Genomic DNA, 19,982 nt, shown 5'->3' on the forward strand with positions numbered 1-19,982 from the left:
CTTACGCCCGGCGGATTTACCTTCGCAGGACCGTCTCTATGGCTGAAGAAAAAAGCACTCTCATGGCAAAACTCGATGCAATCGAGCTCCGCTACAGCGAAATCGAAAAGCAAATTGCCGACCCGGCAATCACAAGCGATTCAGTAAAGCTGATTGCGCTTGCCAAAGAGCAGGGAAAACTGAAAACAACCGTCGCTAAATATCGCGAATACAAGAAAACCATCTCCAGCCTGGAAGAAGCCGAACACATATTAAGAGACGCCACCGCGGACGAAGATTTCAAAAATCTGGCAAAAGAAGAAATCAGTCCGCTCGAAGCCAAAAAGAAAGCGCTTCTCGAAGAAATGCAAAATATTCTCCTGTCGGGCGATGATATGGGTATCGACTCAATCATAATGGAAATACGCGCAGGCACCGGCGGCGAAGAAGCCGCCTTGTTCGCACGCGATTTATACAATATGTACACAAAATACGCTGAGGGGCGCAAGTGGAAAATCGAACATCTTAGTTTTAGCCCGGCAGAAATGGGCGGCTTTCGCGAAGTTATATTCAGCGTGAAAGGCCGGGGAGTATGGTCCGAATTAGGGTATGAATGCGGCGGGCATCGCGTTCAGCGCGTGCCAGAAACCGAAGCGCAGGGAAGGATTCACACTTCCGCCGCAACAGTAGCGGTATTACCCGAGCCGGAAGAACTTGATATCCCGATTGCCGAAAGCGATGTCATTGAACATGTATGCAGGTCGGGCGGGCCGGGCGGACAAAGCGTTAACAAGCTTAACAGCGCGATTAAACTCGAACATATACCAACAGGAATTACCGTCAGCATGCAGGAGGATAAAAGCCAGCATAAAAACCGTGCCAAGGCATGGCGGCTCCTCAGGAGCAGGGTTTACGAACACTACCAGAGCAAAAAACGAGCACAGCGCGATTCACAGCGCAAAATTATGATCGGCTCAGGCGACAGGTCTGAAAAAATAAGAACATATAACTTCCCGCAAAATCGCGTCACCGACCACAGAATAAACTTGTCGCTTTACAACCTCGACAAAATAACAGCCGGTGATATGGATGAACTTATTGCTGCACTGAAAGAGCACGACAGACAGCAACGGCTGAAAAACCTGTAACGATTATTAAGAATTACATGGAAAACTGGTGACAGGAGGTCTGTATTCAATAGACCAGTGTGCCTGATTACTTTTCTTTCAGTATCTCTTTCCGGAGAATATTCTTGAATCTCCCTTTGCTCACGTAACGATCCGACAGCAGTCGCCCGTTCCACACCAGACTGAAAACACCGTAATAAGATGGCGCGTTTTGTGCTTCGCGTGCACTGTTGAGCACGGTAACCTTCAGTTTCAGGCCGTGTTCGGCCGCCATTTCCGACAGGTCGTTTACGGACTTGGGCAGCATAGGGCATTGGGCGGAATACACAATGTGCAGGCCACGGTACTTTGCCAGGTTGCCGCTGATGTCGCGGAAGTGTGGCTCAGGACCTTTTTTCAGGCGGTGAACAACTAACTGGAATCTATCGGCCGCACCTATCTGCCGGAATCCATTCTTGAGAAACACTTGCTTACCTGCCATCCAGGATCCGTCACTCACCATGGCCGCCACGCCTATGGCACCTACCTGCCGAGCTTCCTCCAGGCAGGCCCGGATCAACCAACTGCCGAGCCCGCCCACCTTCTGTCCTTTGGGATATACCCACAGGCAATGCACAAACAGCCAGCCTTTGGCGTCCACCGGCCGCCACGCGTATTCGCCCGGCACATATTCAAGGAAGGCCAGTGGCTTGCCCCTTTCATCACGGAATAGCAACAAGCGTAAGCCTTCGGCAAAGCGCTTTCTTAGCCATTCGATTTTGGGCTGATAGCCTTGGTTCTTTGGATCGGTGAGGCAACCGATGCCGCAATCCGGCAAGTTTTCGGGGCCAACTTTTTCCGGCGTTATCTTATCCATTCGTAGCTATTTACTGAGTTTGCACTGTACTGTAGTGAAGTCACCCTCAATACAAAACCAACTACAAAGTACGATCATGCCGCCGTCAAGCTTATAGTCCAATGTAAATCCGCTGCATTAGTACTAACTCTACAATATAAACCGGGATTTCCAAGAAAAAACTATGACAAAATATAGTGTGTTATTACTTCACTGGTGGCGGTTAGGCGAAGATTCATTTGCGAATTTGATGGTTATCGTATATCGTAGTAGTTTGAAAGCTTATTGGAATATTTTAAGGTCGGATTGGATATGATAATCGTTGTTACCGGAATGGTCGGCGTTGACAAAAAAAGCTACCTCCAGCAGGTATGCCGATTCGCCGCCGATAAAGGCAAAGAAGTGCTTTTATGCAATGTCGGCGAAAAGATGTATGCCGAAGCGACTGACATTACGCACGGCAAAATCCTCGATATACCGATGAAAAGGCTGAACTCGCTTCGCCGCAGCGTATTCAAAGACATCATCGCAAAAGCCAAAAAAGCCCCCAACCTCATTGTCAATACCCATGCAACCTTCCGCTGGCGGCACGGATTGTTCCCTGCGGTGGACTTCGACCAGATGCGCCAGCTCGGCGCAGATATGTATATCTGTTTGATTGACGGCGTCGTCGCCCTGCATACACGGCTCATCGACGAGCACTCTGTAGAACATTCTCTCAAAGACCTGATTGTCTGGCGGGAAGAGGAAATTATCGGCACAGAAATGCTCTGCAAGGGCGTGGACGAATCGGTTCCTTTTTATTGCCTTGCCCGCGGGGCCGAAGAGGAAACCATCGAAACATTTTATAAACTCGCTTTCGAAAGCCGTCACAAAAAAGCATACTTGAGTTTCCCTATGACTCACGTTGTCGATATGAAAAACGTTCGGGAAGAAATCGATGGGTTCAGGCAGCTAATGAAAAAACTTTTTATCTGCTTTGATCCCGCCGATTTGGAAGAATCGTATTTGCCGCTTTACGCACATAAAGCCGCCGAGCAAGGGTCATATTTTGTCGAAGCGATGGTTCTGGGGCGAAAAGTCCGGCTGAACCTGGACCAAGTCCAGCAAATCGAGCGCGACATCAACAGCCAGATATACGCCCGCGATTTCCTGCTCATCGACCAGTCAGATATGATAATCAGCTTCATTCCGACACTGGCTGACGGCCGTGCCGCAATATCCAGCGGGGTCGAAAGAGAGCTCCAGCATGCCCACGAAGCCGCCAAAGAGGTCTATGTTATCTGGCCGGCAAAACAGGCCCCTTCGGTCTTTATCACCCAGACTGCCACAAAAGTCTTTAACGGTATGGATGAGGCAGCGACATTTTTCAAAAATAAAGGATACATAAAAAAGTAATGGACATAAACGAAAAGCAATTGGCCGGCTGTATCGACCATACGCTGCTTAGCTCGACAGCCACAAGCGAACAAATCAAAAAACTCTGCCAGCAAGCCAGAGACTACTGCTTCTGTTCGGTATTCGTTAATCCTCGATGGATAGCTTTGGCGGCAGAGCAGTTACACGGCTGCAGAGTCAAAGTCGGCAGTGTGGCCGGGTTTCCGCTCGGCGCCGATTCCACCAAAATCAAGGCCGCACAGGCCGAGGATTGTATCTTCGCCGGCGCAGATGAAGTCGATATGGTTGCCGATTTGGCCGCGATAATCGAGGGCGATGCAAAAAATTTATCTAATCAGCTTCTGGCGGTATTGAAGGTTTGCCGTTCGATGAAGCCAGCTGTCTGCCTGAAAGTCATAATCGAAGCAACTGTCCTAACCAGAGAGCAAAAAATATTTGCCTGCCGAATCGCAGATGAGGTCGGCGTAGATTTCGTAAAGACAAGCACTGGTATGAATCCTGCCGGCGGAGCAACTGTCGAAGACGTGAAACTGATGAAAGAATACGCGCCAAACTGCAAAGTCAAGGCTTCAGGCGGAATCAGAACCGCAAAACAAGCCCTCGAAATGCTGGAAGCCGGGGCCGACAGAATAGGCACATCTTCGGGTGTGCAAATTATTAATGAATTCAGGACAGGTCAATTACAATGACAACAGCTACGACTACCGAAATAAATAAAAGCATTGCCTGCAGTTTGCATTACAAAAAAATCTGTGCTCCTGTAAATTTACCGGCCTTAAGTGAAATGTTTTCACGATTAAAATCCCCTTCGATTCTCGGAGGCAACACGGCCAAAAAAAATGTTGAAGGATTCAGTTACTGGGCCGCGGAACCGAAAGAGGTATTTGAATTTCAGGCTGGACAAAAAAACCCATTCGAAAAACTCCAATATGCTCTGGATAAATACAAGCTCTATCCAGACCCAAGACACAAGACACAAGACGCAAGTTTGCCGAAAGGAATTTTCTGCGGCGGATGGATTGGGTATTTCAGCTATGAACTCAGCCGATATATCGAAAAGCTGCCGGAAAAAACATTAAACGACCTGAATATGCCGCTGATGCGTTTGTGCTTTTACGACCGTGTCATCGCCTATGACCACGCCGAAGATAACTTTTGGCTGACGGCTTTGTCGCTGCCAGATGATACCGAAACGCCAAACGAAAAACTATCTGCTCTCGAACGATTACTTAACGAATCACAAAATATTGTTGTCAATCGCCCCAAACCTGCCGACCTCGAAACAATAGACTTTTCGCAAATCCGATGCAATATGGATAGAGACCGTTACTTCAAGGCAATTGAAAAAATAAAACGCTATATTTATGATGGCGATGTTTATCAAATCAATTTCTCACAGCGATTCGAATGTGATTATAACGCTTCGCCGATAGAGCTTTTCCACTGGCAAAACCATTTCAACCCAAGTCCATATTCAGCTTATATCGACGCCGGCGGCTTTCAAATCGTAAGCGCATCACCGGAGATGTTCATAACAATCGCTGACGGCGCTATCAGCACCAAGCCGATTAAAGGCACCCGCCCGCGGATTAACGAGGCTTCTGCCGATGCTGTAAACTTCCATGAGCTTATTAATAGTGAAAAAGAGCAGGCAGAGCTTAATATGATAATCGACCTCGAACGAAACGATATGGCCAGAATCTGCGAACCTGGAACCAGAAAAGTGATTCAGCCGCGAACAATCGAAACTTATCCGACGGTCTTCCACGCAGTAGCGACCGTAGCGGGACAGCTCAGAAAAGAAATTACATTCTGCGATATTTTAAAAGCTATGTTCCCCGGCGGCTCCATCACCGGCGCACCCAAAATCCGCTCGATGGAAATTATCGACGAGACCGAGCCGACAGCAAGGGGCATTTATACCGGCAGCATCGGCTTTTTAGGTATCGACGGAAACACCTGCTTGAATATCGCCATACGAACAATTATCATCAGGGATTGTAAAGCCTTTGCGCAAACCGGCGGCGGCATAGTCGCGGATTCCGACCCGCAGGCCGAATGGGCCGAAACTATTACTAAAGCAAGAGCGCTGCTGGCAGGAATAAACAGCGTACAGCGTGGAGCGGATAGAAAAATACAAGATTTGGAACCATAACAAATGGTATATTTTGCCGGGAAGTGGGCGGTTTTATGAATAAGAAGCAAATTATTATTATGTGGCTCGGGATAGCAACTATCACGTTCTATGCCTTTGTATCGGTTTTTGATACTCGCCATCCTGACTACGCCGACTTTAGTGTATGGGTATTCATAGTAGTTCTCGTAACAAGCGGCTTAATCTATACCCTCCGAGATAAAAAAGGACAAGAAAACAAAGATATAAGAAAAATAAATCTAAAACACGGATTCCGAAGAATTACATTTGTTTTAGCTATAATTGCGGCCTTTATTGGTTTTAGTACCGCAGTTGGAACAATTATCGACGAGTACAACTTCTATAATTGGAAACCTAAAGGTACGGTTCTCGTCGAGGCTGGTGAACAGAAACAAAAGCCAGATGTTTTCGACAGGTTAGCCGAACCAAACAAGAAACCTCATTTGGTATTAGACGAACCAGTAACAGAACTGAAAAAACCAAAAGGCTGTTTTTGGGTAAACTTATCCAAGGGGTCGTTGATTGGGCTATGCACATTAGCTGGCTTAGGAGGTGCAGCAGTTAGTTTTGGTGGCATCTGGCTTGTTTATCTTCTTGTCTTTCGTGTTTGTCAGTTCATCAGGTGGCTTGTAATGGGTTTTTACGATATAAATCAGAGTAGATAGCAAATAGTTATGAAGACAAAGTCATTCAAAAACCTCATAGTTTGGCAGAAAGGTTATAAGCTGGTTTTAGAAGTATATAAGATGACAAATGGCTTTCCAAAATCCGAAAATTATGGCTTATCTCAACAGATGAGGAAAGCTGCTGTATCCATTCCCTCTAATATAGCTGAAGGTTATGGTAGAAAGCATAAAGCAGAATACAACCAATTCCTCTCCATAGCTTACGGTTCTCTTCTGGAATTGGAAACACAGTATCTGCTGTCAATTGATTTAAAATACACAGAGAACAGTGTTTCCATTGAAACCCTATTGAAGGAAGTTGGTGCAATGTTGTATAGAATGCTCAATCCTATACGCTAAACGCTGTACGCCATACGCTAATAATGGAAAAGGTTTTTTTAAATGACAAGTTAATTGAGACTGACAAGGCCGGCATATCCGTCACTGATAGCGGGTTCCTATATGGGGCAGGTCTGTTTGAAACGATGAGAAGTTATAACGGCGTGGTCTTTTCTCTTAAAGACCATTTGGACAGGCTGTTTTTCAGCGCAAGCGCATTGTCGATAAATAATACATACAGCAAAGATTATATCACCAATGCAATTTACAAAGTTCTCAAGGCAAATAAATTGGCCGATGCGCGATTGCGGGTAACTTTGACAGGCGGGCCGATGTCCGAACCCGAGGATACACGCAAATCCACCCTGCTTATCGTCGCCGCGAAATTACAATCCTATCCTGCCGAATACTATAAAAACGGAGTGCTCGTGGTACTATCCCCTTTCCGACAGAACACCGCTGAGCCGATTTACGGGCACAAAACGACAAGTTATTTCTCGCGAATGCTCGCGCTCAAATCGGCCCACCAAAAAGGGGCCGCCGAGGCATTATGGTTTACCGTGGACAGCCGCCTGGCGGAAGGCTGCGTAAGCAATGTTTTCCTGGTAAAGGACTCGAAACTCTATACTCCGCCGATTGAAACGCCGGTGCTGGCCGGGGTAGCGAGGAAGACTGTTTTTGAAATCGCCATGAAAAATTCCATTGAATTTATCGAAAAAAACCTATACATATCCGATTTGCTCGATGCCGATGAGGTATTCCTGACGAACGTGATTATGCAGATTTTGCCGGTAAATAGTGTGGAAAAACATACGGTAGGTGACGGAAAACCCGGAAATCTGACTAAAAAACTGCAAAAAGAGTTCGACGAATTCATCAAAAACGAGTGCGGTAAATGAAGATAAAAGATATCGCAGAAAAAATTGAAAAAATAGTCCCGCTTAAACTGGCACAGGATTGGGACAACGTCGGACTGCTCATCGGCGACCCGCGGCGAAATGTGAAAAATATCCTGCTGACCATCGATATCACAAAAGATGTATTAGCCGAGGCAAAAAGGTCAAGGACGGATTTGATTATAAGTTATCATCCTGTCATCTGGGACGGCCTGAAGAAAATCAACAGAGACGATATTGTTTATGATTTGATTCAAGCCGGTATCGCGGTCTTTTCCATTCACACGGCCCTGGATGCAGTTGTAGGCGGCGTGAACGACGGCCTTGCAGAAATCGTCGGCATTGTCGACGGCAAACCAATCGGCGATTATGTGGAAAGCCCGCAGGGCAATAATTATAAACTCGTTGTCTTTGTCCCGGCCGAATCAGTCGCCAAAGTTTCAAATGCGATTTTTGCCGCCGGCGCAGGCGCAATCGGAAACTACAGCAACTGCGGTTTCATCGCTGAAGGAACAGGCACATTTCTGCCTTTGGCCGGCGCAAGACCTGCCATTGGAAAGAAAGGCAAATTAGAAAAAGTAAACGAGATAAGATTCGAAACGATTGTGCCCGCCGAAAAACTCGACAATTGTATAGCCGCGATGAAAAAAGCACACCCCTATGAAGAGCCCGCTTTCGATGTTTTCAAACTCTATGACAATCAATCTAAATTCGGCTTAGGCAGAATCGGCAAATTACAAAAACCAACGCAGCTTAAAAAAATCCTCGAAAGAATAAAAAAAAACACAGGCGCAAGAGCTTTTGGAATCGTTGGAAACCAAAACCGGCTGATAAGGACTGCGGCTGTTTGCGCCGGCTCGTGCGGCAAAATCATCAACTTGATTATCGCCGCAAAAACAGACCTCTACCTTACCGGCGAACTTAAACACCACCAGGCTCTGGCCGCACAGGAGGCAGGGCTGACGTGTATTTGCCTCAGCCATACAGTTTCAGAACGCTTCATATTAAAAAAATTCGCCAAACAATTACAAAAGCAAATCGGGCAAGTAACGATTAAGATAAGCAGAAAGGATGCAGACCCGTTCAAATGGAAAACCCTATGACAGAAGAACACGAACAACAGCCGGAAGAACAGCAGCCGGAAATTCAGGCAGAGGTTGAAAACAAAATCGATTTATCGCAGCCGCCCGCCGACGTTACCGTCGAATCGGTTACAGAAGCGGTCCTCTTTGCCAGCGATGAGCCGCTAAGAGAAGCCAGGTTAGCTGATATTGTCGGAACGAGCGCATCGCAAATCCGCCAGCACATCAAAAACCTCAATGACAAATACCAGATCAACAACAACGCATTTAGAATAGAGCAAATCGCCGGCGGCTACCAAATGATGACTCTCAGTCCTTATAATCATTGGCTGCAAAAATTGCTCCGCGCGCGGGACGCCGGCAAACTAAGCCCCGCGGCACTTGAAACGCTCGCGATAATCGCATACAAGCAGCCGATTATCCGCGCCGATGTCGAAACCATCAGAGGCGTCTCCGTCGGCGAGATTATCAGGACCCTTATGTACAAAGGGCTGGTTAAAATTATCGGCCGGGCGGAAGTCGTAGGCAGACCGCTGTTATACGGAACTACGAAAAAATTCCTCGAAGTCTTCGGCTTAAATTCCCTCAAAGACCTGCCCAAAATCGAAGAGCTTAAAAAACCGCCCACTTAGGTTACATATCCTCGCTAATCGTCTTTTGTCTTTACAAATCTGCCGACGGCTGTTAGAATTGGCGAATAAATCGAACTTGGACGCTAATTATCGCGTAAAAACATAGAATGGCTGGTAAAATAACAATTAATGCCGAACGCTGCAAAGGCTGCGGCCTGTGTGTTGCGGTGTGTCCAAACGGCGGTATTATCATCTCGAAGCAGTCCAACAAAAGCGGCTACTTTCCCGCACAGAAAAATGATTTGGACTGTTCTGGCTGTGCTGTTTGTGCGCTTATCTGCCCGGATGTCGCAATCGAAGTATATCGTGAAAACAATATACTCGATAAACCACAAAAAAAAACCGCTCCGAATCTAATCAAGGGGAAAAAATGAGCGAGAGGATTCTAATGTGCGGCAACGAGGCCCTCGCGGAATCGGCCATTATTGCCGGCCTTGACGCGTATTTCGGCTATCCCATCACGCCGCAGAACGAAATACCAGAATATATGTCAAAACGGATGCCCGAAGAAGGCAGGGTTTTCCTTCAGTGCGAAAGCGAGCTGGCGTCGATAAATATGGTTTACGGCGCAGCCGCCACCGGCAAAAGGGTTATGACAACCTCATCCAGCCCAGGCATCAGCTTAATGCAGGAAGGAATAAGCTACCTGGCCGGCGCTGAATTGCCGTCCGTCATTGTCAACATTATGCGAGGCGGCCCCGGCCTCGGCAACATCGCCCCGGCACAGGGTGATTACTTCCAGGCAACACGCGGCGGCGGACACGGCGACTACAGAACAATCGTCTTAGGGCCATCCAGTGTCCAGGAGCTGGTTGATTGTATGCCGCTGGCTTTCGACCTCGCCGACCAGTACCGTATTCCTGTTCTGGTCCTTGCCGACGGTATCATCGGTCAAATGATGGAGCCGGTGGTCTTCAACAAAAAGCCCCGCAGAAAGCTGCCGCCGAAGGACTGGGCACTAACCGGTGCAGACGGTAGAGAACAAAACATAGTCAGGTCACTCTGGTTAAAGGAAGGCGCGGTCGAACAGCATAACTACGACCTGCAGGCCAAATATAGGGAGATAGAGAAAAACGAGGTCCTCTGCGAACAATACGAAGTAGATGACGCGGAAATAGTGGTGATTGCATACGGCATTGCCGCCAGAATAGTGCAAGGTGCCGTCAATAAAGCAAGACAGGAAGGAATCAAAGTCGGCTGGATACGCCCGATTACTTTATGGCCTTTTCCGACAGAACAAATCAGCAAAGCGGCTAAAGATTTTAAGATTTTCCTGACAATCGAGTTAAGCTGCGGCCAGATGGTCGATGACGTAAAATTAGCTGTGGCGGGCAAAGTGCCGGTGCAGTTTTACGGACGGCCCGGCGGCGGTGTCCCCACCGTCGAGCAGGTCCTCGATAAAATCCGGCAATTAACCTTACGGCAAGAGAACGTAATATGATGCAGAAAGTGTTTACAAAACCGCAATCTCTTAAGGATTGCACAACGCATTACTGCCCCGGCTGCGGGCACGGAATCGCCCACAGATTGATAGCGGAAACAATCGATGAGCTGGGCTTGCGAGGCCGGACCATAGGCATCGCCCCGGTAGGATGCGCGGTATTGGCTTATGATTACCTCGATATGGATATGATTGAAGTAGCGCACGGCAGAGCGCCGGCCGTGGCTACTGGAATGAAAAGAACAAATCCTGACAAGATAATCTTTTCTTATCAGGGCGACGGCGACCTGGCGGCCATCGGAACAGGTGAAATCATCCACGCTGCGCACCGCGGCGAACAGATAACCGTGATTTTTATTAACAACGCCGTATTCGGAATGACCGGCGGACAAATGGCGCCGACAACCCTGCTCGGACAGGTAACAACCACGACGCCGCTGGGACGCGACCCTCTTAAGCAGGGCTACCCGCTGCAGGTATCTGAATTGCTGGCGATGCTGCCCGGAGCAATCTATATCGAGCGATGTTCGCTGCACAAGCCGGCCCTGATTCGCAATGCTAAAAAAGCCGTCAAACACGCCTTCCAGCTGCAGGCTGACGGCGCTAAGGGACTTTCGCTGGTCGAGCTGCTCTCGCCGTGTCCGACAGCATGGCGAATGACGCCGACCAAGGCAATAGAGTGGATGGAAAACGAAATGATAAAAATCTTCCCGTTGGGACGTTTGAAAGGCTGAACGTGACCAGGAATAATTCCAGTGAAGAAGTAATCATAGCAGGCTTCGGCGGACAAGGAATTATATTGACCGGCACACTTCTGGCGCAAACCGCGATGAACACCGGCAAAGAAGTGACCTTTATGTCGTCGTACGGCGCCGAGATGCGGGGCGGAACCGCCAATAGTATGGTTATAATCGCAGATGAGCCCGTCGCCTCGCCGCTGGTCAGCAATCCCGATTCTCTAATTGCACTGAATAAGGCGTCCCTGAATAAATTTGCCCCCGCTGTTAAAAGCGGAGGCCTGTTGATAATGAACAGTTCCCTGATTGACAGCAAACCGGATGTAGATGATTCGATTGATATATTAGCAATCCCAGCGGACGATATAGCCATCGAATTGGGCAGTCAAAAAAGCGCGAATATGGTGGCCCTTGGCGCATATCTTCAAAAACGTGGCTTCAGCATCGATGCCGCCGTAAAGTCTTTGCCTGATGTCGTGGCGCAGCGATATCACAAAACACTACCGACCAACGCCGAAGCACTGCGAAGAGGCGCCGAATTCGCCAAAACAACGCACAATAACCCCATAAGCAAAACTTAATCCCGGAACAGGAAAATAATAATGACCAAGCAACCGAATAACAAAAAATCAAAGGCAATCTGCAGCTTCTGCGGCCGGTCGTCAACACAAACTGACGCGTTCATTGAGGGGCCGAATAACGTTTTCATTTGTCCCGAATGTGTCGATTTATGCCACAATATCATTGTGCAAAACCGCAAACGAACCAGCAGCCCGGTACTCAGCCTCGAAGAAATGCCAAAGCCGAAAGGAATAAAGCAATATCTCGACCAGTACGTAATCGGTCAGGAACACGCTAAAAAATATCTCTCCGTCGCAGTGCACAACCACTACAAACGCCTGCTGCACACCGATAGCAACAACAGCGATGTTGAAATCGACAAATCTAACGTTCTTTTAATCGGCCCGACCGGCACCGGCAAGACACTCCTCGCCCGCACCCTTGCAAATTTCCTTGAAGTGCCCTTCGCAATATGCGACGCCACTACTGTTACAGAGGCCGGGTACGTCGGCGAAGACGTCGAAAATTTCCTGCTCCGACTTCTGCAAAACGCTGACTTCGATATAGAAGCTGCGCAAAGGGGCATAGTCTATGTGGATGAAATCGACAAAATCGGAAAAACATCTCAGAATATTTCGATTACCCGCGACGTCTCCGGTGAGGGCGTCCAGCAGGCCCTGCTGAAAATGCTCGAAGGAACTATCGCCAACGTCCCCCCGCAAGGCGGAAGAAAACATCCGGAACAATCATACATACAAATCGACACGACCCATATACTCTTTATATGCGGCGGAACATTCACAGGCCTGGATAATATCATCAAAAAACGGCTCGGCAAAAAAATGATAGGTTTCGGCTCGGAACTGGCCGGCCGAATCGATGAAAAAACCGACTTCAGTAATATAATTCAGCAGATAATCCCCGAAGACCTCATAGAATTTGGAATGATTCCTGAGTTCGTGGGACGGGTCCCTGTAATTGCCGCACTCACGGCTCTCGATGAAAAGTCGCTGATTGACATACTTACAAAGCCGAAAAATGCGCTCATCAGGCAATACCAAAAATTCTTCGAAATGGAAGATGCCGAACTCGAATTCACCGACGATGGTTTACACGCATTAGCACAAAAAGCTCTTAAGCGCGACACCGGCGCCAGGGCGCTTCGCTCTATTACCGAGGAGTTAATGGTCGATTTGATGTATCAGCTGCCCGAAGAGCCGAAACCCGCAAGATATGTAATTACACGCGATATCGTCGAAGGCAAAGCAGAACTTTTAACCGCAAAACAAAACGTAAAAAAAGAATCAGCTTAAATTTTGCACATCGACGACCGTCGAAAACAGCTTCCTTACTCGACTACCTCCACATGCGAATCCCCAGGCACCAGCACATTATAGACCAGTATCGCATTACCGTTATGCAGACGAATACATCCCTGTGAAGCCGCAATACCAATGCCGTTAGGGTCTTTCGTTCCGTGAATGGCAAAACCTGTCCTGCCTACGGCATCTCCTTTGATACCTTCCAGCCCTATCCATCTCGACCCTAAAGGATAATCCTCGTCTTCCGCCTCATAAGTCTTGCCGGTAACCTGGTCCGTCCACCTTGGCGATATCATCTTGCCGCCCTCCTTGACCGCCCAAAGCCCCGTTGGCGTTTCCATGCCAGGCTGACCGAGGCCGACAGGAAAACTGCGAACGAAAGTATTCTGAAGATATAAATCCATTGTAAAAGTTGAAAGATATACCCTCGTATGGAACGGCCCGTTAATTATCTTTATCGTTTCTCCCGCCCGCAGGGCCTCGGGACTGTCAATTTTATTAATCTCCATCAGAATCTCGTACGGAACCTTAAATTGTCTGCCTATTGTTGAAAGCAAATCGCCAGGCTTGACCTTATAAGTGCCGGTGAGCCTGTCCTGAGGATAAATCGTCCTGCTGAAAAGCCACTTGTCTGCAAACTCAGAGAGCCGTTCTTTAACAATCGCCCGCTGCTGCTCACTCATAGGCAGCGGCAATGTCTCGTTTAGCCTATCACGCGCATCTATAATCCTCACCGGTCTGGCCTCGATGTATGACATCGCTTCGGTAATAAGCTCTGCCACCCAGGGATTATCCTCTGCAGTTGTCTGTGCAAACCTTAACAAATTTGGTTCTCCCTCGGTTTCTGTCGCAGGTTCCGCTGCAGATTTTACCGCAGGCATAATTGTCTTGCTCTCCGCCGGCTTGGCTGTATCTGCCGAGACCGCGGTATCCTTCGTTCGGCTGGAAAAATGAGGTTTGTAAACAAATGCAACCACTACAGCGATAATCAACAATGCCAAAATGACATACATCCACCTTCCGGACATGTTCTTATTCTCCTGTTTACTTACTCGTTAAAATACATTACTTCTTCATCGGTAACTAAAAAATCTACCGGAACATCTTCCGAAGTCACCGGTATCGAGTCAACCACTTGTTCTGTGAAAGCAAAACCGCATTTGGACGCCTTAAATTTCTCGTCGGCGAAAAACCTGTCATAATAAGAGCCGCCGCGACCAAGCCGATTGCCGCCCCTGTCAAACCCAAGGGCCGGGGTAACCACCAAATCAATCTCTTCAACCGGCACCGGCACACCCATTACAGGACTGCGCAGCCCTGAAGCTAATGTAGAAAAACCCGTCTCCAGCGAATTTATCTCCACCGCCATCATACGCCTTTGCTGCCAGGAAATCTTCGGCACAGCAACAGCCTTACCCAACTGCCAGGCATGAAGTATCGCCTCGGAAGTATCCACCTCATGCGGCAGCGACAAATACATCATAATCGATGACGCACTTTGAAATTGCGGTGTCGAAATCAAGTTCCGGCAGGCTCTGCGGCTCCTTTCGCTTCTCTGCTCCGATGGTATAGCAAGCAGGCTCTTCTTGAACTGACTTCGCAGCTGCTCTTTGTCCATTCAACTATCCTTCTTCTCCAGTACTCTTTCGGACAGACTTGCTATTTTGTATCAAGGTTTCCAGCTTTTGTAAATAGAGCTTGATATTTTTTTCATACCCGGCCTCTTTCGGGTCGTAATACCTCTTTTTCAAAGCCGCCGGCAGATACTCCTGCGGCACGAAACTGTCCTTAAAATTGTGCGGATACTTGTAATCCGTCCCGTAACCCAGCTTCTTTGCTGCCGAATAATGGCTGTCCTTCAAATGCTTCGGCACCGGTATAGTCTTTTGAGACTTTACGTCGCTGACTGCGCTCCAGATGGCCGAAGACGACGCATTCGATTTTGGCGCACACGCAACATATATGGCCGCTTGCGCCAGCACCAATTGTGCCTCAGGCAGACCCACAAATTCGGATATCTGAACGGCCGCTGCCGCCAAAACTGTCGCCATCGGGTCGGCATTTCCGACATCTTCAGCCGCACATACCGCTATCCGGCGAGCGATAAAACGCGTGTCCTCTCCGCCTGATATCATCCTCGCAAGCCAGTAAATCGTGGCATCAGGGTCGCTGCCCCGCATACTCTTCTGAAAAGCGCTTGCCAAATCGTAGTGTGTATCGCCCGTGCCGTCATAATCAATTGTCTTTTGTTGTATCGACTCTTTCGCAACTTCCAGATTAAATTTTGTTCTTTTTCCTTCCCTGCGGGCCGCCTGAGATAAAACCCCTACCTCCAGCGCCGTTAACGCCTTTCTCGCATCGCCGTCGCTCATCACCGCCAGAAATTTCAGGGCCTTTTCCTCCGCCTCGACATCTAATCTGCCAAGCCCCCGCTCCTTATCAGCAATCGCCGCCGTCAGCAACTGCACAATGTCTTCCTCGCTAAGCGATTCAAAAGTAAATACGGTGCTGCGGGAAATCAGCGGCGAATTGACCGAAAAAAACGGGTTCTCCGTCGTCGCGCCTATTAGGATTAAAACCCCCGCCTCCACGTCATCGAGCAGCACGTCCTGCTGCGCACGATTGAACCGGTGAATCTCATCGATAAAAAGCACCGTCCGCGCCCCTGCCGTCGCCAATCTGTCCTTCGCTTGCCTTATTACGTCCCGAATGTCATTCACGCTCGCCGCCGGCGCGCTCAAATAATTAAACGTCGCCTTTGTGTGATTTGCTATAACTCGGGCCAGAGATGTCTTGCCCGTTCCCGGTGGCCCGTAGAAAATCAAACTGCTCAGCCGGTCCGCCTCCAGCATCCGCCTTAATAATTTCCCCTCGCCGACGAAGTGCTTCTGCCCCGCGAATTCTTCTAACGTCCGTGGCCGCATCCGAACCGCCAATGGCTCCGCCGCCGCCATTTTCGCCCGCTCGGCCCCGCTAAACAACGTCTTTTTGTCGAATCCTTCTGCCATCGGATAACATTATACTAAACCCGCTCTCCTTTGTCATTCCCGTGAAATTTATCTCTAAGGAAGCAGAAATCCGGAAATTTGTTCTCTGAAATTTCAAATCTTAAATCTTCCCACCCCCCCTTCGTCCACTTTTCACACCTTCGCACCTTTTCCCCTCAATTTTACACTCTAAATTCTCAGACAGAAAAGTTGAGAATATATTCTCCCTCATAGACACGATGTTAAAGAGAGAGTTTGTATAAGATGAATTGATTTAAACGAACCGTTAAGGAAAGCTTTGAAAGAGGAACTTTTTGACAATTTAAGTTGATTTTGATAGGATTGTTGATGCCGAATCGGCTAAATTATGTTTTTGAAGCAATGAATGAAAAACAAAAAAGATATTGTGTGTTTTTTATTTGCTCATCTCTCGCACTCGCTTCATTAGCGGTCTTTTGGCAGTTAAACAACCACCAGTTCATCACAGTTTTCGACGATAATTCGTATATTACCGACAACGATAATGTAAAAGCCGGCCTTACGTGGCAGGGTACTATATGGGCCTTTACCACAAATCATGCCTTTAACTGGCATCCGCTGACATGGTTATCACATATGTTTGATTGCCAGTTCTTCGGAGTAAACGCGGGCGCCCACCTTATTGCAAATGCCCTTTTTCACACCGCCAATGCCATACTATTATTCTTTATCCTCTACCGCATGACAGGAAGCTTATGGTCTTCTGCCTTTGTTGCAGCTGCCTTTGTCCTTCACCCGCTGCATGTTGAGTCCGTCGCATGGGCTTCGGAAAGAAAAGATACCCTAAGCACCTTTCTTGTCCTGCTGACCATCCTGTTTTATAACTATTACGTCGAACGTCCTTGCATCAAAAGATATTCAATTGTTTTACTGTTCTTCACTCTTTGCCTTATGGCCAAGCAAATGTATGTTACGCTGCCGTTTTTATTGATACTTCTGGATTACTGGCCTTTAGGACGTATCAGCTTCAGGGGCCAAAAGCATATCTGCTGTCCGCTCGGCCCGGCTGCGATTTCTCTCCGTAAATGTATCCTCGAAAAAGTGCCGCTGTTAATTCTCTCTATAGCTGCGAGTATTATTGTCTCCGCGGTTCAGTGGCAAACAGGGGTCATGAAATCATTTGTCGAAATTCCGCTGGCTTACCGCCTTGCCAACGTCCCCGCTGCTTATACGGCATATATAGTAAAAATGTTTTGGCCTTTAAGATTGGCGATGCTCTATCCCTTTCCGTATGACGGGTTGAATATTTGTCGCGTCGTTTTGTCTGCTTTACTGTTACTGGCCGTTACCTCTTTTGTTATCTGGAAGCTTAAACGGCATCCTTATCTCGCCGTCGGCTGGTTTTGGTACATCGGGACCCTTGTCCCGGTTATCGGCTTAGTCCAGGTAGGCCCTCAGGCTTTTGCCGATAGGTACACTTACTTTCCTTTAATCGGATTATTTATTTTCATTACGTGGGGATTATTAAATTTCACCGGCCGGTCGAAGAAAAAGAAGATTATCTTTTCTATATCCGCCCCGGTTATTATTTTATTACTTGGGACACTGTCCTCGCATCAGGTTAAGTACTGGCAAAATAGCGCCTCTCTCTTCAGCCATGCTGCTCAAGTCGTTGAAAATAACTGGTGGGCCTGCGATTTGTTAGGTTCTGCCTTTCTCGAACAAAGCAAGTATGACGAAGCCGTCAAAAACTTTAATAAAGCCCTCGAATTAAGACCAGCCCATAAAAAAATGCGGGACAAATTAGAATTCCAGATTAACAACGAGTTAGGCATCACACTTGGGTATCAAGGCAAATTAGATGAGGCGGTAAAATTCTTCGATAAAGCGTTAGCAATAAAGCCGGATGACTCGGAAACAAATTACAATCTCGGGTGTACCTATATGGGTATGGGCAAATTCGACGAGGCAGTTAAATATTTATATAAGGCTTTGACGCTCAGCCCTGATACCGAAATTTATCGAGAAGCTTTTAACCACGCTTCTCTTATGAAAAGCCAAAAGCAGAATACAATCGGTAAATAACACCATAGTAAGTAAACTTAGGGAAAAGGGACACTTTGTTCGTATTAATTCGTGGTTAGTTTAAAATCCGTTTAATCAGTAATTCAATCAAATGCGCATATAGCTAAGTGGTAAAAACAGCAAAACCAAATTTTTTTTTATTCCTTTAGCTCTAAGTACTTAGCCAAAACCGCACCCACATAAACCCCAGATTTTTCGCATCAATCGCGCATGTTCGTCCAATTTTGGAGGGAGGTATGTATTGTCCGCCATAGCTTCAGCGACGGCGGAAAAGATGATTGTCTGCGCTGAATGGAAAAATCAATCAAAACATATTAATTATGCAAAACGAACCCAATTTCCAAAAAAGTCAAATGTTTATAACCCTATTGAATATAACGAATTGCAGTGAAAAAACGAAATTGGACACTTGGTCAAAACGAACCCAAACAAAGCCAATTTTATCGGCTTCAATTAGCAGTAACTTACTTCAGCCAGTCTTGAGCCAATACAGCAAAGTCCAGGAAATTGATTATGCCGTCGCCCTCGGCTGGGAAAATATCCGCATCCGGCTCATCACCCAGCCAATTGTCAGCCAATATCTTCAGGTCATCGAAGTCAACAACATCAGCTTCCGGATTCAATCGCTCTATCGCCGTCGCCGCCCAGATAGCCGCCGCTTCAGCATGGGTATTGCCGATTTCTCTTGGCCGGTCAAAGTAATACTGCACGTCAGAGCTCGCACCTGTTCCTGTACAGACTTCGTGAACGCGTCCCTGCTCGTCTATATAATCCTGCAAAGCGGCCCAGCCATCCAAAGCGGCCTGTTTGTATGGCTCCTCTGGAAGCCATCCCTCTTTTACCCCGGTCGTCAGCGCAAAGACAAACATAGCTGTGCACGACGATTCATACCAGTTACGTGGGTCACTGCCCATATCAAGCACCTGATACCACATCCCGCCTTCACTCTGATATGTAACCAAGGCAGACATCATAGCCTGATATTTGCCAAGCAGCTCTGCCCGCTGCGGGTGACTTTCCGGAAGAGCGAGCAGGATTTCTGTCATCGACGACGCCGCCCAGCCGTTGCCTCTGCCCCAGTGAATCGGTGCGCTCAGCGTATGATAAAAAAGACCGTTGGCCTGCTGCAAATTTTCCACTTCTCCCATATATCCCAAAAGCTGCGTAACAGCATGATTAGCGTAATCAATATCTCCTGTGGACTTATAGGCCTGAATTTGCAGCGAACCAATCATATACGTATCATCAATCCAGAAGCGTGTGTATGCGCTCAGACCATCGGGACGCGGACTTGCAAATTCCCTGTCCGCCAAATACAGCGCCGATGTAAGATAGTTGGCATCGCCGGTCTGGCGGTACAGCTCAAAAGGGTATATCCCATACACATTTCTATCTACGTCCCCTTCCGGCGGCATTGTTGCGCCTGTGTAATAAGTAGCTGGAAACTTGGCGATGATGCTGTTTTTCAGTGCAGTATCTCCCTTGAATTCAGAATAAACAAGCACACCATAGTAAGCGCAGAGGTCCGCGTAATAGGTTGTACCTGGCAGGTTCAGGCTGACAATATAATCCGCTATACGGTCTCCTGCCGAAACGGATAAAGTCCTAAAGTTCCAGTCGTCCCCGGCATATATTGTGCCGCTGTCATTGGAATCGACCGCCCAGTAATAAGTCGTTGCCAGATCAAGGTCGCCAGGCGGGTCGTAGCTTTCCGTATAAACCGTATATTTCGGATTGCTGCGTACGTTGGAATTGGTGCCGA

The 19,982-nt window shown here is 47.8% G+C and carries 20 protein-coding genes; 15 read left to right on the forward strand and 5 right to left on the reverse strand.

The window, feature by feature from the left end; genetic code table 11:
- Positions 1-38 precede the first annotated feature (38 nt).
- Positions 39-1,127 carry a peptide chain release factor 1 gene (prfA, locus tag PHG53_05695; protein ID MDD5381113.1) on the forward strand — a complete coding sequence of 363 codons (1,089 nt, stop codon included), beginning with the start codon at positions 39-41 and terminating at the stop codon, positions 1,125-1,127.
- Positions 1,128-1,194: 67 nt separating this feature from the next.
- Here the strand turns inward: prfA and PHG53_05700 are convergent, their stop codons facing one another.
- A complete protein-coding gene (locus tag PHG53_05700; GenBank protein MDD5381114.1) occupies positions 1,195-1,962 on the reverse strand; it encodes a hypothetical protein in 768 nt (255 codons plus the stop codon).
- 291 nt (positions 1,963-2,253) lie between these two features.
- Here PHG53_05700 and PHG53_05705 point away from each other — a divergent pair, with 291 nt between their 5' ends.
- The 13 genes from PHG53_05705 to clpX all read left to right on the forward strand — a co-directional run bounded on the left by PHG53_05705 (position 2,254) and on the right by clpX (position 13,160).
- Positions 2,254-3,339: an AAA family ATPase gene (locus tag PHG53_05705; GenBank protein MDD5381115.1), complete on the forward strand. Its 1,086-nt coding sequence runs from the start codon at positions 2,254-2,256 to the stop codon at positions 3,337-3,339.
- Positions 3,339-4,028, forward strand: coding sequence for a deoxyribose-phosphate aldolase (deoC, locus tag PHG53_05710; GenBank protein ID MDD5381116.1), 690 nt, complete (start codon positions 3,339-3,341; stop codon positions 4,026-4,028). Before PHG53_05705 ends, deoC begins: the two co-directional genes overlap by 1 nt.
- On the forward strand, positions 4,025-5,494 hold the full coding sequence (gene pabB, locus PHG53_05715) for an aminodeoxychorismate synthase component I (GenBank protein MDD5381117.1): 1,470 nt from the start codon (positions 4,025-4,027) through the stop codon (positions 5,492-5,494). Before deoC ends, pabB begins: the two co-directional genes overlap by 4 nt.
- Positions 5,495-5,529: 35 nt before the next feature.
- Positions 5,530-6,159, forward strand: coding sequence for a hypothetical protein (locus PHG53_05720; protein MDD5381118.1), 630 nt, complete (start codon positions 5,530-5,532; stop codon positions 6,157-6,159).
- A 9-nt stretch (positions 6,160-6,168) separates the two neighbouring features.
- Complete coding sequence (locus PHG53_05725; GenBank protein MDD5381119.1) at positions 6,169-6,519, forward strand: four helix bundle protein; 351 nt, start codon at positions 6,169-6,171, stop codon at positions 6,517-6,519.
- Between the two features lie 23 nt (positions 6,520-6,542).
- Positions 6,543-7,397, forward strand: a complete 855-nt coding sequence (locus PHG53_05730; protein MDD5381120.1) for an aminotransferase class IV — start codon at positions 6,543-6,545, stop codon at positions 7,395-7,397.
- Positions 7,394-8,497: a Nif3-like dinuclear metal center hexameric protein gene (locus tag PHG53_05735; GenBank protein ID MDD5381121.1), complete on the forward strand. Its 1,104-nt coding sequence runs from the start codon at positions 7,394-7,396 to the stop codon at positions 8,495-8,497. Before PHG53_05730 ends, PHG53_05735 begins: the two co-directional genes overlap by 4 nt.
- Positions 8,494-9,108 (forward strand): SMC-Scp complex subunit ScpB, encoded by a 615-nt coding sequence (scpB, locus tag PHG53_05740; GenBank protein ID MDD5381122.1) that lies wholly within the window; start codon positions 8,494-8,496, stop codon positions 9,106-9,108. The genes PHG53_05735 and scpB overlap by 4 nt, the downstream gene beginning before the upstream one ends.
- 107 nt (positions 9,109-9,215) lie before the next feature.
- Positions 9,216-9,482 (forward strand): ferredoxin family protein, encoded by a 267-nt coding sequence (locus PHG53_05745; GenBank protein ID MDD5381123.1) that lies wholly within the window; start codon positions 9,216-9,218, stop codon positions 9,480-9,482.
- Positions 9,479-10,549, forward strand: a complete 1,071-nt coding sequence (locus PHG53_05750; protein ID MDD5381124.1) for a 3-methyl-2-oxobutanoate dehydrogenase subunit VorB — start codon at positions 9,479-9,481, stop codon at positions 10,547-10,549. Before PHG53_05745 ends, PHG53_05750 begins: the two co-directional genes overlap by 4 nt.
- Entirely contained in the window at positions 10,549-11,283 is a 735-nt protein-coding gene (locus PHG53_05755; protein MDD5381125.1) for a thiamine pyrophosphate-dependent enzyme, read from the forward strand. The genes PHG53_05750 and PHG53_05755 overlap by 1 nt, the downstream gene beginning before the upstream one ends.
- Positions 11,229-11,867 (forward strand): 2-oxoacid:acceptor oxidoreductase family protein, encoded by a 639-nt coding sequence (locus PHG53_05760; GenBank protein MDD5381126.1) that lies wholly within the window; start codon positions 11,229-11,231, stop codon positions 11,865-11,867. Before PHG53_05755 ends, PHG53_05760 begins: the two co-directional genes overlap by 55 nt.
- Before the next feature lie 21 nt (positions 11,868-11,888).
- Entirely contained in the window at positions 11,889-13,160 is a 1,272-nt protein-coding gene (gene clpX / locus PHG53_05765; GenBank protein MDD5381127.1) for an ATP-dependent Clp protease ATP-binding subunit ClpX, read from the forward strand.
- A 35-nt stretch (positions 13,161-13,195) separates the two neighbouring features.
- Here the strand turns inward: clpX and PHG53_05770 are convergent, their stop codons facing one another.
- The 3 genes from PHG53_05770 to PHG53_05780 are packed head-to-tail and all read right to left on the reverse strand — an operon-like array spanning position 13,196 to position 16,123.
- The gene (locus PHG53_05770) at positions 13,196-14,197 is read right to left on the reverse strand and encodes a L,D-transpeptidase family protein (GenBank protein ID MDD5381128.1); all 1,002 of its coding nucleotides are present in this window, start codon (positions 14,195-14,197) and stop codon (positions 13,196-13,198) included.
- A gap of 20 nt (positions 14,198-14,217) precedes the next feature.
- Entirely contained in the window at positions 14,218-14,787 is a 570-nt protein-coding gene (locus PHG53_05775; protein ID MDD5381129.1) for a 5-formyltetrahydrofolate cyclo-ligase, read from the reverse strand.
- Between the two features lie 4 nt (positions 14,788-14,791).
- A complete protein-coding gene (locus PHG53_05780) occupies positions 14,792-16,123 on the reverse strand; it encodes a replication-associated recombination protein A (GenBank protein MDD5381130.1) in 1,332 nt (443 codons plus the stop codon).
- A gap of 381 nt (positions 16,124-16,504) precedes the next feature.
- On the opposite strand from PHG53_05780, the gene PHG53_05785 reads away from it, so the two are divergent.
- Positions 16,505-18,220 carry a tetratricopeptide repeat protein gene (locus PHG53_05785; GenBank protein ID MDD5381131.1) on the forward strand — a complete coding sequence of 572 codons (1,716 nt, stop codon included), beginning with the start codon at positions 16,505-16,507 and terminating at the stop codon, positions 18,218-18,220.
- Between the two features lie 464 nt (positions 18,221-18,684).
- Here PHG53_05785 and PHG53_05790 read toward each other — a convergent pair.
- A partial coding sequence (locus tag PHG53_05790; GenBank protein MDD5381132.1) for a glycoside hydrolase family 88 protein occupies positions 18,685-19,982 on the reverse strand: 1,298 nt, incomplete at its 5' end.

It is taken from the genome of Phycisphaerae bacterium (genome assembly GCA_028714855.1).
Lineage (GTDB): Bacteria > Planctomycetota > Phycisphaerae > Sedimentisphaerales > Anaerobacaceae > CAIYOL01.